General features: G+C 66.2%; 13 protein-coding genes. 5 read left to right on the plus strand and 8 right to left on the minus strand.

Translation table 11 applies throughout. The features are described from left to right. Entirely contained in the window at window positions 1-1,029 is a 1,029-nt protein-coding gene (locus ABLE38_RS18840) for a polysaccharide deacetylase family protein (protein ID WP_348975774.1), read from the minus strand. Between the two features lies 1 nt (window position 1,030). Continuing rightward, on the minus strand, window positions 1,031-3,220 hold the full coding sequence (locus ABLE38_RS18845) for a histidine kinase dimerization/phospho-acceptor domain-containing protein (protein WP_348975775.1): 2,190 nt from the start codon (window positions 3,218-3,220) through the stop codon (window positions 1,031-1,033). Between the two features lie 181 nt (window positions 3,221-3,401). Here ABLE38_RS18845 and ABLE38_RS18850 point away from each other — a divergent pair, with 181 nt between their 5' ends. Further along, a complete protein-coding gene (locus ABLE38_RS18850; protein WP_116840822.1) occupies window positions 3,402-3,863 on the plus strand; it encodes an Lrp/AsnC family transcriptional regulator in 462 nt (153 codons plus the stop codon). 72 nt (window positions 3,864-3,935) lie between these two features. Here the strand turns inward: ABLE38_RS18850 and ABLE38_RS18855 are convergent, their stop codons facing one another. Next, entirely contained in the window at window positions 3,936-5,192 is a 1,257-nt protein-coding gene (locus tag ABLE38_RS18855; RefSeq protein ID WP_348975776.1) for a hypothetical protein, read from the minus strand. A 262-nt stretch (window positions 5,193-5,454) separates the two neighbouring features. Here ABLE38_RS18855 and ABLE38_RS18860 point away from each other — a divergent pair, with 262 nt between their 5' ends. Together ABLE38_RS18860 and ABLE38_RS18865 are read left to right on the plus strand one after the other, a co-directional pair. Next, on the plus strand, window positions 5,455-5,964 hold the full coding sequence (locus ABLE38_RS18860; protein ID WP_348975777.1) for a hypothetical protein: 510 nt from the start codon (window positions 5,455-5,457) through the stop codon (window positions 5,962-5,964). Next, entirely contained in the window at window positions 5,898-6,416 is a 519-nt protein-coding gene (locus ABLE38_RS18865; protein ID WP_348975778.1) for a hypothetical protein, read from the plus strand. Before ABLE38_RS18860 ends, ABLE38_RS18865 begins: the two co-directional genes overlap by 67 nt. Here the strand turns inward: ABLE38_RS18865 and ABLE38_RS18870 are convergent. Genes ABLE38_RS18870 through ABLE38_RS18885 form a run of 4 tightly spaced genes read right to left on the minus strand, consistent with a single transcriptional unit; the run spans window position 6,373 to window position 9,389 of the window. Further along, complete coding sequence (locus tag ABLE38_RS18870) at window positions 6,373-6,852, minus strand: glutathione peroxidase (RefSeq protein WP_348975779.1); 480 nt, start codon at window positions 6,850-6,852, stop codon at window positions 6,373-6,375. The two genes, ABLE38_RS18865 and ABLE38_RS18870, sit on opposite strands and share 44 nt — an antisense overlap. Continuing rightward, window positions 6,849-7,445, minus strand: a complete 597-nt coding sequence (locus tag ABLE38_RS18875; RefSeq protein WP_348975780.1) for a GNAT family protein — start codon at window positions 7,443-7,445, stop codon at window positions 6,849-6,851. Before ABLE38_RS18875 ends, ABLE38_RS18870 begins: the two co-directional genes overlap by 4 nt. Continuing rightward, the gene (locus ABLE38_RS18880) at window positions 7,442-8,146 is read right to left on the minus strand and encodes an ABC transporter ATP-binding protein (protein WP_348975781.1); all 705 of its coding nucleotides are present in this window, start codon (window positions 8,144-8,146) and stop codon (window positions 7,442-7,444) included. Before ABLE38_RS18880 ends, ABLE38_RS18875 begins: the two co-directional genes overlap by 4 nt. Then, window positions 8,139-9,389: a lipoprotein-releasing ABC transporter permease subunit gene (locus ABLE38_RS18885; RefSeq protein ID WP_348975858.1), complete on the minus strand. Its 1,251-nt coding sequence runs from the start codon at window positions 9,387-9,389 to the stop codon at window positions 8,139-8,141. The genes ABLE38_RS18880 and ABLE38_RS18885 overlap by 8 nt, the downstream gene beginning before the upstream one ends. A 745-nt stretch (window positions 9,390-10,134) precedes the next feature. On the opposite strand from ABLE38_RS18885, the gene ABLE38_RS18890 reads away from it, so the two are divergent. Further along, entirely contained in the window at window positions 10,135-10,953 is an 819-nt protein-coding gene (locus ABLE38_RS18890; protein WP_348975782.1) for a PAS domain-containing protein, read from the plus strand. 94 nt (window positions 10,954-11,047) lie between these two features. Here ABLE38_RS18890 and ABLE38_RS18895 read toward each other — a convergent pair whose 3' ends face one another. Beyond that, the gene (locus tag ABLE38_RS18895; protein WP_348975783.1) at window positions 11,048-13,519 is read right to left on the minus strand and encodes a TonB-dependent receptor; all 2,472 of its coding nucleotides are present in this window, start codon (window positions 13,517-13,519) and stop codon (window positions 11,048-11,050) included. 249 nt (window positions 13,520-13,768) lie between these two features. Between ABLE38_RS18895 and ABLE38_RS18900 the strand changes: the two genes are divergently transcribed. Beyond that, the gene (locus ABLE38_RS18900) at window positions 13,769-14,239 is read left to right on the plus strand and encodes an Hsp20 family protein (protein WP_348975784.1); all 471 of its coding nucleotides are present in this window, start codon (window positions 13,769-13,771) and stop codon (window positions 14,237-14,239) included. Window positions 14,240-14,569: the final 330 nt, after the last annotated feature.

Raw genomic sequence — 14,569 nt, forward strand, 5'->3', positions numbered from 1 at the left:
TCAGGCCGGGCCGCAAGCCGCTGCGACGATCTCGTCCACCGAAGCGGCGCGAACGCCCAGCTGGTCGAGCAGCGCCAGCACCGCATCCCACCAGTGCAGGAACGCCGCCAGGTCCGCCGCAGTGCGCACATAGGGCGTGTGACCGGGCTCGACCGAGGGCGAATGGAAGGCGAAGTTGAGCAGCCGCAGCCCCTCGCCGACGGCGACGCGGATCGCCTCCTTGGCTTCGTGCAGCGGCATGTCCTCGGGGGTCAGCGAGACGCGCGACAAAAGGCCCAGCCGCGCGGCGATGCCGATGCCCCGGGGAAAGCGGCCCAGCCGGCGGTGCAGCCCGGCGCCACCGCTGCGCATCCGGCCGGTGAAGACGGTGGTGAACGGTATCTCGACCACCGGGCCGAGGCGGAAGGCGTGATTGGGCACCGCGACGAAATCGGGGCCGCCCTCATCGGCATAGCAATAGCCCGAACGCATCGAGCTATCGATCCGGTAGCCCAGTTCGGCGAGCAGCGCCGGCGTCTCCGGCCCGATCCCATAGCGACCGGCGCGGTAGACGAGCGGACGCTTGCCGAACGCCTGGGTGAGCCGCTCGGTCAGCGCGACCAACTTGGCCCGCTGCAGCTCGAGCGGAAGATTGGCGGTGAAGCTGTTGAACCCGGTCACCTCCTCTTCGAAGGGCGGGTTGACCCAGGGATGGAGCTGCGTGCCTACCGCCGAGCGGCCATCCGCGATCAACGCGCGCAGGATCTCGACCGCGCTTGGCGAGGACACGACCGGATAGTCGACGAGATAGGTAAGCGGCACGCCGGCCGCGGCGAAGCGCGCGTGCACCGGCGGCAGCGCGGCCATGTGGCTGGTGCCGTCGGCATCCGCCCGGAGCGGTGCGCTCCAGTCGAACTCTTCCTCGGTGTCGACGAAGACCGTGAAGCGCGTGCCGAACGTATCGGGCCACCGGACAAGGGAATCGGGACCGGGCGCGGGCACGCGGTAGCCGCCGCGACGTGCATCGCGATCGGGTGCCCCGTTCCCCACTTCAGTTCAGATGTGCCTGGCCCACCTGCTCGTTTACGGCGGCCGGGAGCCGCAAAGTCAAGCTTTCCCGCCCGATCACCAGCGCGCCGCCCAGCTCGCGCGCGAGATTGCGCGCCAAGCGCAGCGCGAAGCCCGTGCCGAGCAGCGTCGCGTCCTCATGCTCGTCGTCGATGTCGAGCACCGAATCGCCGGGATAGTCGGCAAGCGCCTGCGGGCGATCGATCGTGATCGCCACCTGGTCGGTGCCTTCGGATGCCATGTGCACGCCGATCCGCTCGCCCTGCCCGCTCGCCGAGACGAGCGTGGCGAGCAGGCGCGCGAGCAGCCGCTCGACCGCGCGGCGATCACCGGTGACCGAGAGGTCCGCGATCGGCAGCGCGATCACCGAGCCACGCAGCTCCGAGAGCGGCGCGAGATCGTCGACTATCATCGCGAGCACCGGGCGCAACGCGATCCGGCCGGGCACCAGCGAGAGCGCAGCGCTGTCGATCCGCGCGGCAAGGTCGATATCGTCGATCGCGCCGAGCAACTCGCGTGCCTGGGCGCGGATCACCTGGGCGCGGTCGCGATAGGCATCGCCGACCGGGCCGAGCATCTGCGCCTCGATCATCTCGGCGAAGCCGGCGATCGCGTTGGTCGGCGTGCGCAGCTCATGGACGAGCTGGCGCAGCGAATCGGCGGGCATCGCCGCGGTGGCGGTGCGCACCGGTTCGGCGCGCTCGTCGATGCGCGGGCGGCGCGCCGTGCCGCGATAGCCGGTGAACCGGCCATTGCTCGGGTCGAAGACCGGAATCGCCGAGATCAGCCAGTCGCCCGCGGCATCCGATTCGCCTTCCACAGCCAAGCGGGCGTTGGAGAAGCCGGCGCGGCGGCGGAACGCGCCGGCGGCGATGCCATCGACGCGCGAACTGTCCGGCACGCCCGGCGCGGCCTGGCTGTCGAGCGAAACGCCGACCAGCGGCGCGCGGCTGACGCCGTCGACCCAGCGGATCATGCCCTTGGCATCGGTCTCGAAGCGGAATTCGTCGGCGACGCGCGGCGCCGGCAGCTCGGCGGGCCCGGCTTCCTCGCGGTGACGCCAGAACGCATCGATCCGGGCCACGACGTCGGCGATCTCGAAAGTGCCGTCATCGTCCCCCGCGGCTTCTGCCGCGATCTGCCGCACTTCTGCAGCCAGGCCGTCCCTGTAATCCATCGCCGGACCCTGCGCCGCGGGTTCGGGCGGTGCAATCGCTTCGGCGGAAACGAGTGACTCGCCTGTCCCGGATTGGACCGGGTGGATCGGATTTTGCGGCGCTTCACTAGCTTGCGCAATCGAGGGCGCCAAGCCCGCGAGGGCGATGAAGGAGAGATCCTCTGCGTCCTGCGCAGCAGCGATGGGGACGGGAGGCGCTTCCGCCGGGGGATCTGCCAGAGGCGCGGGCGCGATGCGTTCGCCCGGCTCGGGCAGCCGCGCGAGCAGCGTCGAGAGGCTCGCCTCGTGCGTCGGCTGCCGCGCCGGCAGCGTTGCGCTCCAATAGCGAATAGGTGCCTCGCCCGGCTCAGCGTCGACGGGTTCGGGTTCGGGTTCTGGCGCTTGCGCCGCAACTGGCTCGGGTTCCGGCAGCGCCTGCGGTTCGGGTTCCGGTTCGATCTCGACGGGGGCGTCGGCAACCTCGGCAGGATGCGCGGCGACGACTTCGGACCAGTCGATGGCGACTGCCTCGACGGCTTCCTCAGCCACCGCTTCCGGCGCGATCGCCTGCACGGCTTCCTTCACTGTCTCGTCAGGCAGCACGAAATCGATCCGTCCGAAGCTTTCCAGCGCGCGGCGTACCACCGGGCTCAGGTCACGGCGATTGCGCAACACCGCGCGGCCCGCTGGCGCAAGCTCGGGAAGCAGCTGGATCCATTCGGCGGAGTTCATCCGCGCGCTGCGCAGAACCGGCAGCGCGACCTGAAGCTCATCGAGCGCGAACAGGCGGACGAGCGGCGGCGGCGGATCGGCAAATTCGAGCGCACGGGCACTGGCTGCACGGACTGGCAGCGGCACGGAATCGCGGATCGAGCGGAGCACGCCCATTGCCCGGGCGCCGGCAACCGCGCGACGTCGCCCGATCAGGTCGACCAGCTGTCGCCATGCGGACTGGACGCCGTAAGGCGTACTCAGATCCGAGGTGAGCACGGTCTCCAATGTATCGTCGAAGCGCAACGCGTGCCCACCCTTTACCCGACGCTGCAACGCGCGCCGTAACGAATCCTTAACCCGCCAAACGCCTGTTCGGAACCGTCCATTTCGGCACGTCGCATTGTGGGACAATTGCGTTGCGGCGTAATAATATTATGTCTAAACGCAACACACGGAAACGAATCAAAAGAAAGAAGGAACATAAATGCGATTCGACGACATCGACGTCCGGATCCTCGGCCTGTTGCAGGATAATGGCCGCATGACCAATGTCGAGCTTGCCGAACGTGTTGGATTGACCGCGCCGCCTTGCCTGCGCCGCGTGCGCGCGCTCGAGCAACAAGGCGCGATCACCGGCTATCACGCCGCGCTCGATCCCGCTGCGCTCGGCTACAACCTCACCGTGTTCGCGATGGTCAGCCTGAAGAGCCAGGCCGAATCCGATCTCCGCGCCTTCGAGCAGATGATGGCCGAGATCCCCGAGGTTCGCGAATGCCACATGCTCAACGGCGAGATCGATTTCATCCTGAAGATCGTCGCGCCCGACCTGCAGAGCTTCCAGCACATCCTGACGACGCGCCTCACGCCGGCGCCGAATGTCGAGCATGTGAAGACATCACTCACCATCCGCACGTCCAAGGCATTGCCCGGCGTGCCGGTCGCCTGACCCACGGTATCTCGGGAAACGAAAGGGGCGGCCCGAAAGCCGCCCCTTTCTTTTTCAGGCCCGAGGCCGCGCTCAGCTGAGCGGCGGCGTGTCGAGCGAGACCTGCCAGAGCAGTGCAACATTGACGTACGGGCCGGTCTTCACCGCCTGGAACGCCGTCTTCGCTTCGTCCTTGCGGCCAAGGCGCTGGAGCGCAATGCCGCGGTGCAGGTTGATCTCATTGGCGTCGCCGCCCTTGGCGAGCGCCGCGTCATAGAGCTTGAGCGCGTTTTCATTGTCGCCAGCGGCCAGCAGTGCATCGGCATTGCCCGCGCCGCCCTGCTTGGCGAGCGCGTCGAGCGACGGGCTGCTCTTCACGCCGGCCTGGGCCGCGGCGTAGGTGCGGTTGGCGTCCGCATCGGTGGTCGGGAGCTTGCCGCTCTTGCGACCCTCGTCGATTGCCGAGATCGCTTCCCAGGGCAGGCCCGAGGACTGGGCAGTGTAGGCATAGTCCGAATAATCGCCACGATCGGCCAGCGAGTTGGTGATGCGGCGCAGGCGATACAGGTCGATGCGCTCGATCTTCGCGGCGCGATCGGTGCCCTTCGCACCCTGGCCGAGCACTTCGATCGCCCAGCGCCAGTTCTTCACCGTTGGATAGTCCTTCAGGTAATAAGCGAGCCAGTCATAGGCCGCCTCGCGGTTGCCCGACGCGGTCACCTTCGGGATGGCGAACTGATACCAGGCTTCCGGCGCCTTCTGGCCCATCGCCTTGACGAACTCGATCGAGTTGCGCGCCTCGGCGGCAGCCTCGACATTCTTGCCCGTCGCGGCATAGGCATTGGCCATCATCAGCGAGATATCGACGTTCTTCTCGCCGAGCTCACGCGCCTTGGTCATGTAGGTGATGACCTCGGGATACTTCTTCGCGGCGTTGGCATTCTTGCCCATCAGGAAGTTCAAGCGCGCATTATAAGGCCCGACGGCTTCCGGCTTGGTGCGCGGGCTGGCGGCGAGCACCTGAAGCGGCCCGATCTGGCCGGCTTCGTTGCCCTTGTTCAGCTCGAGCTGGAAGCGCAGCGACGCGGCGAAGAACTTCTCGTCGTCGTTCTTGGCAGCCGCTTCGGCGGCAACGATCTGCGGCTCGGCGGTTGCCCAGTCCTTGGCCTTCACGGCCGCCTCGGCGGCGGCGGCGGGCTTTCGGAACTCATCGCTCACCTTGAGCTGATTGGGATCCTGCGCAGCGGCCTTGTCGTCCTTCTTCTTCTGCGCGGCGGCAGGTGCCACGGTAAGCGCAGTGGTGCCCAGCGACAGCACGGCGGCCAGCGCGAGCTTGGAAGCGAAGTTCATGCGAAACTCTCCATAAACGGGGAAAGAGCGGGGGGCTTTCGGGGCACCTCTAATTGCCCGTCACGCGCCATTCAAGCCGATCCCCGTCGCGGATGGCGGTTATGCGATGAATGTTGATTTAACGGACCGCGTCTGCACGCCGGATCGCGCGCCTCATCCTGTCAAAGAAACCATTCATCCCGCATATTTTGGTTGATGTGCGTTAACCCTGTGGATAAGTTTGTGGACAGTTCGAGTAACTCGTTGCGTTGGAAGGGGTAAAATGAGTTCCTTGTATCTCGGGTGCACGCTTTGCGAAGTCGATGCCGATGGCAACGTCCTGCTGGGGGACACCGCCGCCCGGGCATTGGGGCTCCCTTCCGCCGACGAACCCGTCTTCCTTTCCACGCATGAGCGCGACCAGTGCCTGGTCGGCTATGCGAAATCGCATCTCAGCGAGATCCGCACCCGCACCGAGCGCTGGCGCCTGGCCGATGAGGATGCCGGGCGCGATGCGCGCCTGCACCAGGAGCGGATGCGCCGGCTGTTCGGCATCGTCGAGCTCGCCCCGCGCAGCGAACGCGGGCTGCTGCTCCCCGCCGTGATGCGCCATCTCGGCAGAATCGAGAGCGTCGCGCTGGTCGTTGGCGCGGGCGACCGCTTCGAGATCTGGAATCCGCAGCTCGCCGTGGCGCATACCGATGGCCGTTTCCGCGATCTCGCCAGTTGGCAGGTGACGCACCGTCACGCCCCCCGCGCCGGCTCGCGCCGCGCCCGCCCGGTCCGCCGCTGATGGGCACGCTGCGCTGCCGGCTTCTCGGCCATGCCGCAATGCCGACCCATTATCGCAACGGCGAGACCGAGTTCGCGCTCTGCGTCCGCTGCGGCGACGATCTGCTACGCGCGATCGGCGCCGAGGACTGGCAGGAAGTCCCGAGCGGGCACAAGGTGATGTGGCGCCGCCGCGACCATGGTGACAGCGCCGCGGCGGTAGCCGAGCGGATGACGCTTGCCCCCGCCCCTCGCCGCCATCGCGCATCGCCGGAGAGCGGACAACGCCGCGCGCGTCCGGGCCGGGCTGGCGTGCCGATGCTGCTCGGCCTCACCGGCCGCTTCGTGATGGCGAGCATCTTCGACGGGTTGCGTCGCCCTGCCCGTCCGATACCGGCGCCGGTGCGGCTGCTCCCCGCACCGGGGCGGCTTACAGCAGCTTCTCGATCTTGGGTCCGATCGCGTCGGGGCTAGTCGTCGGCGCGAAGCGCTCGACCTTGTTGCCGCTGCGATCGACCAGGAACTTGGTGAAGTTCCACTTGATCCCCTTGGATCCCAGCACGCCCGGCGCCGCCTTTTTCAGCGCTTCGAACAGCGGCGCGGCATTGTCGCCATTCACATCGATCTTGGCGTAGACCGGAAAGGTCACATCGTAGCTGAGCGTGCAGAAATTCGCGATCTCGGCGGCGTCGCCCGGCTCCTGCGCGCCGAACTGGTTACAGGGGAAGGCGAGCACCGCGAAGCCGCGATCCTTGTACTTTCGGTACAGCGCCTCGAGGCCGGCATATTGCGGGGTGAAGCCGCATTTTGAAGCGGTGTTGACGATCAGCAGCACCTCGCCGACGTGCTCGGTGAGCGTCGTCGTCTCGCCATCCGCCTTTGCGACCGGAATATCGGTGATCGCAGTCATGCCGGCTCTCCTTCGTAATGCGCCATCAGCAGCTCGATATTGCGGCGGACACCGGGCCATTCGTGCGCGAGGATCGAATAGACGACGCTGTCGCGCAGATGACCCTTGAGGATCAGATGGCCGCGCAGCACGCCGTCCATCCGCGCGCCGAGCCGCTCGATCGCCTTGCGCGAGGCGTGGTTGAGGAAATCGGTGCGGATCTGCACGCAGTTCACCTCCAGCACCTCGAAGGCGTGGCGGAGCAGCATGTACTTGGCCTCGGTGTTGAGCCCGGTGCGCTGGACACGCGGGAAATAGAGGGTACCGCCGATCTCGATCCGGCGATGCTGCGAGCTCATCCGCATGAAGCGCGTGGCGCCCGAGATGCGCCCGGTGGCGTCAAGCACGGTGAAGGGCAAGGACCGCCCCGCCGCCACGTCGCTCTCGATCCGGTCCATCCAGGCATCGATGCTCGTGTCATCGGGCACGGTGGTGTGAAAGAGCTGGTGGAGCCCCTCGAAGGCCGCGAGCAATCCCGCGCGATCCGCGCGAACCATCGGGCGCAGCGTGACGTGACGGCCCGCGAGGACCGGCACCTCGCGCCAGGCGCTCACTCCAGATGCCCGTCGTGCAGCCGCACCACCCGGTCCATCCGCGCGGCGAGCCGCTCGTTGTGCGTGGCGATCAGCGCGGACGAGCCCTGGGTACGCACCAGGCCAAGGAACTCCGCGAGCACCTTGTCCGAGGTCAGCTCGTCGAGATTGCCGGTCGGCTCGTCGGCCAGCACCAGGGCCGGCTTGTTGGCGAGCGCACGAGCAACAGCAACGCGCTGCTGCTCGCCGCCCGAGAGCTGGCTCGGCCGATGTGTCAGCCGGTGGCCAAGTCCGAGCGCCGTGAGCAGTTCGGCGGCGCGCCTGTCGGCATCGGCGCGCAGCGATCCGTGGATCATCTGCGGCAGCACGACATTCTCGAGCGCGTTGAAGTCCGGCAGCAGGTGGTGGAACTGGTAGACGAAGCCCAGGTGATCGCGGCGCACCGCGGTGCGGCCCGGGCTGTCGAGCCGGGCGGCTTCCTTGCCGGCGATCAGGATCGAGCCCTCGAACCCGCCTTCGAGCAGACCCACTGCCTGGAGCAGGGTGGACTTGCCCGAACCGGAGGGGCCGAGCAGCGCGACGATCTCGCCCGGCTGCACATCGAGATTGACCCCGCGCAGCACCTCGATCGTCTCGCCGCCCTGGCTGAAGCTGCGCTTGAGGTCGCGGGTCTGGAGGACAGGCCCGGCGCCGTTCACAACGCGCTCTTCGAGGTTACTCATAGCGCAGCACCTGCACGGGATCGGTACTCGCCGCCTTCCAGGCCGGATAGAGCGTCGCGAGGAAGCAGAAGATCAGCGCCATCGCGCAGATGCCGATCGTCTGGAGCGGATCGGTCTTGGCGGGCAGCTCGGTGAGGAAACGCATCGAGGGATCCCAGATATTCTGCCCCGTCACCAGCCCGATGAACTTCACGACCGCTTCGCGGAACGTGATGAACAGGAAGCCGAGCACGCCGCCCGCGGCGACGCCCAGCGCGCCAATGATCGTGCCCACGGTGACGAAGATCCGCATCAGCCCGCCGCGCGTCGCGCCCATCGTGCGCAGCACCGCGATGTCACGCGTCTTGGCGCGCACCAGCATGATCAGCGAGGAGACGATGTTGAAGGCCGCGACTACCAGGATGATCGACAGGATGGTGAAGGAGACGGTGCGATCGACCGCCAGCGCTTCGAACAACTCGGAGTTCATCATCCGCCAATCGACGATCTGACCGACGCTGCTGACCTTCTCGTTGAGCGGCTGCAGGATGTCCGACACCTTGTCAGGATCGGTGGTCTCGAGCTCGATCATCGACACGCCGTCACCGAGCAGCAGCAGCGTCTGCGCGTCCTCAATCGGCATGATCGCGAAGACCTTGTCATAGTCGTAGACGCCGACCTCGAAGATCGCAGCGACCTTGTACTTCACGATGCGCGGCATCGTGCCGAAGGGCGTCGCGGCGCCTGCGGGATTGAAGATCGAGATCTCGCTGCCCACCGTGGCACCGAGCGACTCCGCCAGCCGCGAGCCGATCGCGACCTGCTCGCCGCCCGGCTTCAGGCTGGAGAGCGAACCGACGACTTCCTTGCCCTTCAGCGTCTGGTTGTCGCGGATATCCTCCATCCGCATGCCACGCAGCTGAATGAACTCGGCGCGACCATTGAAGGTGGCAAAGAGCGGCTGCTCGATCAGCGGCGTGGCGCTGGTGACCCCCGGCGTCTTCTTCGCTTCTTCCAGCACTTCGCGCCAGTTGCGCAGCTGGCCGCCATAGCCCTGGACCACGGCATGGCCGTTCAGCCCAGTGATCTTGTCGAACAGTTCGGCGCGGAAGCCGTTCATGACGCTCATCACCACGATCAGCGCCGCGACGCCGAGCATGACCGCGACCAGGCTGAACCCGGCGACGACGGCGATGAACGCCTCGCTGCGCCCTGGCAGCAGATAACGGCGGGCGATCATCCGCTCGTAGCGTGAAATCAACAACATGCGGGTCTTGATACTCGCCCAGGGGACAGGTCTGCGTCCGATCTAGGCCAGATGGCGGCGAATTCCTACTGGGAACCGCTATGTTGCCGATTCATCACAGGGTGACACCAATCTGCGCCTACCCTTTGTAATGCCAGTGACAAACCCGGCTCTCGCGCCTAGCAAAACCCTCGTCGAAGCGCAGGCGAAAGGCCGTGGTTCGGGGAGGCTCCAAGCCCCGCTCGTAGGCAAGTACGAGTGTGTGGGCTGGGCCTGACAAAGGGGGCTGACGAGCATTCGTCACGCAGGCGCCCGGATCGGAAACGGTCCGGGCGTTTGCCGTTTTCGGCCGCTTTCAGTGCGACACTCAGCCAGGAAAAATCCGAACACGTGCCAGCCTTCGCCAGAGGCCATGTCCCAGACGCGTCGTAGCCAGCACAAGTATGTTCGCGCATTTTACAAGAAACACGTGCCGACGCGAGGCGTCGCTGGCGCGGTGCATAACACCCTCCCCTTGATGATGTCATTGATTTAAGCCGCCATTCTCGATCAAGCTGCCCTTGATTTGCATCAACCTCGTGATATCGCTCGATTCCGTTCGAAATTGAGCAATTTCCGGAATTCAAATGATTATTACCCCGAACCCAAAACGTGGCGATGAATCAAAATAGAATTGAGGATTTTGACCATGCAGCGCTCCTCAGAACAGACGGTTTCATCGGCTGAACTTACCCGGAATTTTGCCTATTGGCAGGATCGGGCCATGCACGGTCCCGTCACCATCACCTATCACGGCCGCCCGCGCTATGTGCTGCTCGCGGCGGAGAACTGGGATGCGGAGCGCTCGATCAGCGAGGGCGAGAGCGCGCGGCGAGAGCTCGAATATCAGTTCTTGGTCGAGCATATGGACGGCGGCCTGCTCATCACCGACCCCGAGCTCCGGATCACCGACTCATCGAGCGCCGCGGCGCTGATCCTCGGGCGCGCGGCGGCGACGCTGATCGGCAAGACGATCGCCGATGTGCTGCCCAGCGCCACCCACGTCACGATGCTCGCCAGCCTGCGCCATGTGTTGCGCACCGGCGAGCAGGCGCAGTTCGACCTGCTGCTTGGCGAAGAGACCGGAACGCGGCTGCGGGTGCGCGCCTTTCCCTGGGTGGACGGCGTCGCGCTGCTGCTGCGGGTCAGCTATGACGGCGACGAGGAAGCCCGGCTCGCCGAGCAGGCCGCGCTGGAGAAGGCACGCCAGGCGCATGGCCGGATCGAAGTGCTGCGGCTCACCGTGCGTGGGACCGTGACGGCGGTCGAGCCCGAATTCGCGGCCCGGGTGGGGCTGACGCGCGAGCGCATCCTCGGCCTGCGCTTCGTCGATCTGCTCGCGGTGCACGACCGTACCATTGCGCGCGAGGCGATCGAAAGGGTGCTGAGCGGCCGCGCCGGCGCCGAGGCGTTCGAGGCGCGCTTGCTGTCCGGCGGCGCGGAGGAGATCGGCGCGCGCATCTCGATCGCACCGCTCGCCAGCGGCTATGCGGTAGGCGGCGCGATGGCGATCGTCACCTTCGACAAGGGCGCGCTGCAATAGCAGGCGGGCCACGTAAAAAGAAGGGAGGCGGTGCGGGCGCCGCCTCCCTTCCCCTAACCTCCCCCGGCCATGGCAGGAGGTCAGACCGTGAAGCTCAGAAGCTCTTGCTGATCGTCAGTCCGTAGGTCCGAGGATCGCCCGGCTGGCCGACGATCAGCCCGGTGCTGCCCGACTGGACCGAGAGCAGCTCGAAATAATGCTTGTCGAACACGTTGCGGACCCAGCCATAGATGTTGAGGTCCGCGCGTCGCCAGCCGAGGCGGACGTTCGACAGCGAATAGGCGTCGATCCAGGTATAGGCCGAGGGCGACGGGTTGGACGAGAATTTCGAGCGCCAACTGCCGTCATAGGCCAGGTAGACGCTGCCGTCGCCGACCGGCTGGCGCACCTCCCCGCCCCAGCTCAACGACCATTTCGAGATGCCCGGCAGCACCTGGCCCGAAATGTCGCAATAGGCCGGGCTGCGACCGCCCGGCGTGCCAGCGGGATCGGTGACGCCCCCTGGCGCGGTGGCGGTGCCGCCGCTCAACTCGGGCGGGCACGGGGCGTTCTTGAAGTCGATATATTTCGCGTCGGTATAGGCGCCGTTGAAATAGAGGTTGGCCTGCTTGCTCGGGCGGAACGACGCGTCCCACTCGAAGCCGCGCACCCGCACCTTGCCGGCATTGGCGAGATAGCCGCGGATCACGTTGATCGCGTTGTTGTTCACCGTTGCCTGGTAATCGGTGATCTCGGTCCAGAAGCCGGCGGTGTTGAAGGTCAGGCGGCGGCCGAGGAACTGCGTCTTCAGGCCGATCTCGAAATGGTTGACCTTCTCGGGCTTCACCGTCTGGGTGGAGAGATCGACGCCGGTGCTGGTCGAATTGAGCGGCAGGCCCGAAAGGTTGATGCCGCCCGATTTGAAGCTGCGCGCATAGGTGGCATAGGCGTGAACATCGCCCGAGACGTCGTACGACAGGGTGAGGTCGCCCGAGACGTTCCAGTCGCTGAACCGCGGGCTGTAGCGCTGCGGGGCCAGCGTGTTGATCTGGTTCTGGAAGGTCGTCCGCGCCGCGCCCGAGGTGGCGGCGAACAGCGCCGCGACGTTATCGGCGCTCGCGACGAAGTTGTACTGCGCGTTGTGGATGCTGACGACCGAGTCGTAATAGCCTGACTTCTTGTCGTAATTCACCCGCAGGCCGGGCTGGATGTGGAAGCCGTCCGCCGGCTCCCAGTTGAGCTTGCCGAACACCGCGAAGCTGGTGTTGTCGAAGTTGATCGTGTTGGTCGAGGTCAGCCCGTTGAGCACGTTCGGGTTGAGCGCATCGGCGCCCGAGAGCAGCCAACGGCTCGCCGCCGCGCCCTGGACCTGCGAGCCCTGGGTATCGATCGTCTGGTGGAAGAAGAAGGCGCCGAGCGTATAGGCGAGGCGATTGTCGCCGTTCGAGCTGAGGCGCAGCTCCTGGCTGAACTGCTTCTGCTGCGACGGGTTCTGCGAAACCGTGGTGATCGGCAGGCCGGTGAAATCGCGGTCGTTCTTCGGCTGCCAGTCCCAATAGCGCCAGGCGCTGACCGAGGTCAGCGTTGCCGGGCCAAGGTTCCAGTTGGCGACCAGCGCGGCGCCACCAATCTCCTGGCGCGAGTTGATGTCGGCATCGAGATCGGTGCGGCGATCGAAGGGATCGGTGCTCGCCGGGGCATAGCCGAGCGCCGTCGCCAGCACTGCATATTGGCGGGCGAGCGGGCGCTGGGTAGCGCCGACCCGGGCATAATATTGCACGCAGCACAGCGGGTTCTGCAGGTTCCAGTCGCCCGACAGCGTGATGTCGATGTCGTCGTTCGGTTTCCACAACAGCTGGCCGCGGAAGCTGCTGGTGCTCTGCTTGTGGAGATCCTCGCCGCTGCGCACGTCGTAGATGGTGCCGCGCCGGCTGGTGACCGCGCTCGAGATGCGCAGCGCCAGCTTGTCGCTGAGCGGCCCCGATACCGAGGCCTTGGCCGAGATCAGGTCGTAGTTGCCGAGGCTCAGCTCGATCTTGGACTCGGGCGTGAAGCTCGGTGCCCGGGTGGTGATGTTGATCGCGCCTGCGGTGGTGTTCTTGCCGTAGAGCGTGCCCTGGGGGCCGCGCAGCACCTCGACCCGCTCGACGTCGACGAAGTCGAACGTCGAGGCGCCGATGCGGCCGATATAGACCTGGTCGAGATAGAAGCCGACGCCCTGCTCGATGCCGTCATTCGTGAGGCCGAACGGCGCGCCCAAGCCACGGATATTAATGGCGGAATTGCGCGGGTTGCTCGAGTAGAACTGCACCGCGGGCAGCTGGGTCTGGAGCCGGTTGAGGTTGGTGTTGCCGCTGTTCTCGATCGTCGAGCCGCCGATCACCGACATCGCGATCGGCACGTCCTGCGCCCGCTCCTCGCGGCGGCGGGCGGTGACGACGATCTCGCCCGGGCCGTCCTGCGCGGCGGGTGCCGGCTGGGCCTTTTGCTGGTCGTCGGCCGCCGCGACGGGCGCGTCGTGAACGGGTGCGGCGGGCGCCGGCGCGGTACTGGTGAGAAGCAGCAGTGATAGCGAAACAAGGCTCATCATCGTCCCCTTTGCGATGTCGCGCTAAATCTCCACTGGATTAGTAGGTATTAGCGAGGAAGGAGATGTTTAGCCATGCCTAGCTGGCGTTGACCGGCGCGCCGGAGCCTCGCCTGGGCGCACTTGAAAGGGGGAAAATCCAACACGATCTACATCAGGCGCGGCGCCGTACATGGGCCGCGAGCCGGCGTTGCGGGCCCGTCCGGACGCCGGGGAATCCGTCAATTCGCTTCCTGTGGAGGTCTTGATATGCGCCAGTTCGATTTCACTCCCTTCCGCCGCTCGACCATCGGGTTCGACCGGCTGTTCGACCTGCTCGAGGCCAGTGCCCGCCAGCAGGCATCGGAGAATTACCCCCCGTTCAACCTCGAGCGCGTCGCCGAGGACCGCTACCGGATCACGATCGCCGTCGCCGGCTTCAAGGCCGACGAGATCGACATCACCGCGCAGCAGAACCTGCTGCTGGTCGCCGGCAAGAAGCGCGAGGAGAACGAGAACAACCAGGGCGCGTACCTGCACCTGGGCATCGCCACCCGCAGCTTCGAGCGCCGCTTCGAGCTGGCCGATTTCGTCCGCGTTGAGAATGCCGACCTGGCCGACGGGCTGCTCGTGATCGAGCTGGTCCGCGAAGTGCCCGAGGCGATGAAGCCCAAGAAGATCGCGGTGAACGCCGGCGCGCAGCCGAGCACGATCCCGCATCGCGAGGCCGACGCGGCCTGACCCGAACCCACCACGGCTCGCGGCACCTTCCTCCCTTTGGATGCCGCAGCGGGGGGCGCTTGAACCACGGTTCAGGCGCCCTTTGCTTTTGGGCGCGCGTTCCGGACACTTCGGACGCGGATGTATACTGAGTATAGGCCCTGGAGGCGTTTCTGCGCTGCCCTTCCGTACGCTCGTGGGAGAGCGGAAGGGGTGCACGAGCGGACACTTCGGACGTTCAACGTCCACACTGCTGCTTCACCGGTTCAAAGAGCGGCCCTTGCGGGACGCAGGAACATTAGTGGAACATTTGCGTGTAGGAAAGAAGATCGTCACCCCGGCGAAAGCCGC

Origin of the sequence: Sphingomonas sp. KR3-1 (genome assembly GCF_040049295.1) — a bacterium.
Taxonomy (GTDB): Bacteria; Pseudomonadota; Alphaproteobacteria; order Sphingomonadales; family Sphingomonadaceae; genus Sphingomonas.

Coding starts and splice junctions, on each gene's coding strand:
- ABLE38_RS18895 (WP_348975783.1), bottom strand. CDS start 13,519: ATGAGCCTTGTTTCGCTATCACTGCTGCTTCTCACCAGTACCGCGCCG.
- ABLE38_RS18870 (WP_348975779.1), bottom strand. CDS start 6,852: ATGACTGCGATCACCGATATTCCGGTCGCAAAGGCGGATGGCGAGACG.
- ABLE38_RS18850 (WP_116840822.1), top strand. CDS start 3,402: ATGCGATTCGACGACATCGACGTCCGGATCCTCGGCCTGTTGCAGGAT.
- ABLE38_RS18890 (WP_348975782.1), top strand. CDS start 10,135: ATGCACGGTCCCGTCACCATCACCTATCACGGCCGCCCGCGCTATGTG.
- ABLE38_RS18900 (WP_348975784.1), top strand. CDS start 13,769: ATGCGCCAGTTCGATTTCACTCCCTTCCGCCGCTCGACCATCGGGTTC.
- ABLE38_RS18880 (WP_348975781.1), bottom strand. CDS start 8,146: ATGAGTAACCTCGAAGAGCGCGTTGTGAACGGCGCCGGGCCTGTCCTC.
- ABLE38_RS18855 (WP_348975776.1), bottom strand. CDS start 5,192: ATGAACTTCGCTTCCAAGCTCGCGCTGGCCGCCGTGCTGTCGCTGGGC.
- ABLE38_RS18860 (WP_348975777.1), top strand. CDS start 5,455: ATGAGTTCCTTGTATCTCGGGTGCACGCTTTGCGAAGTCGATGCCGAT.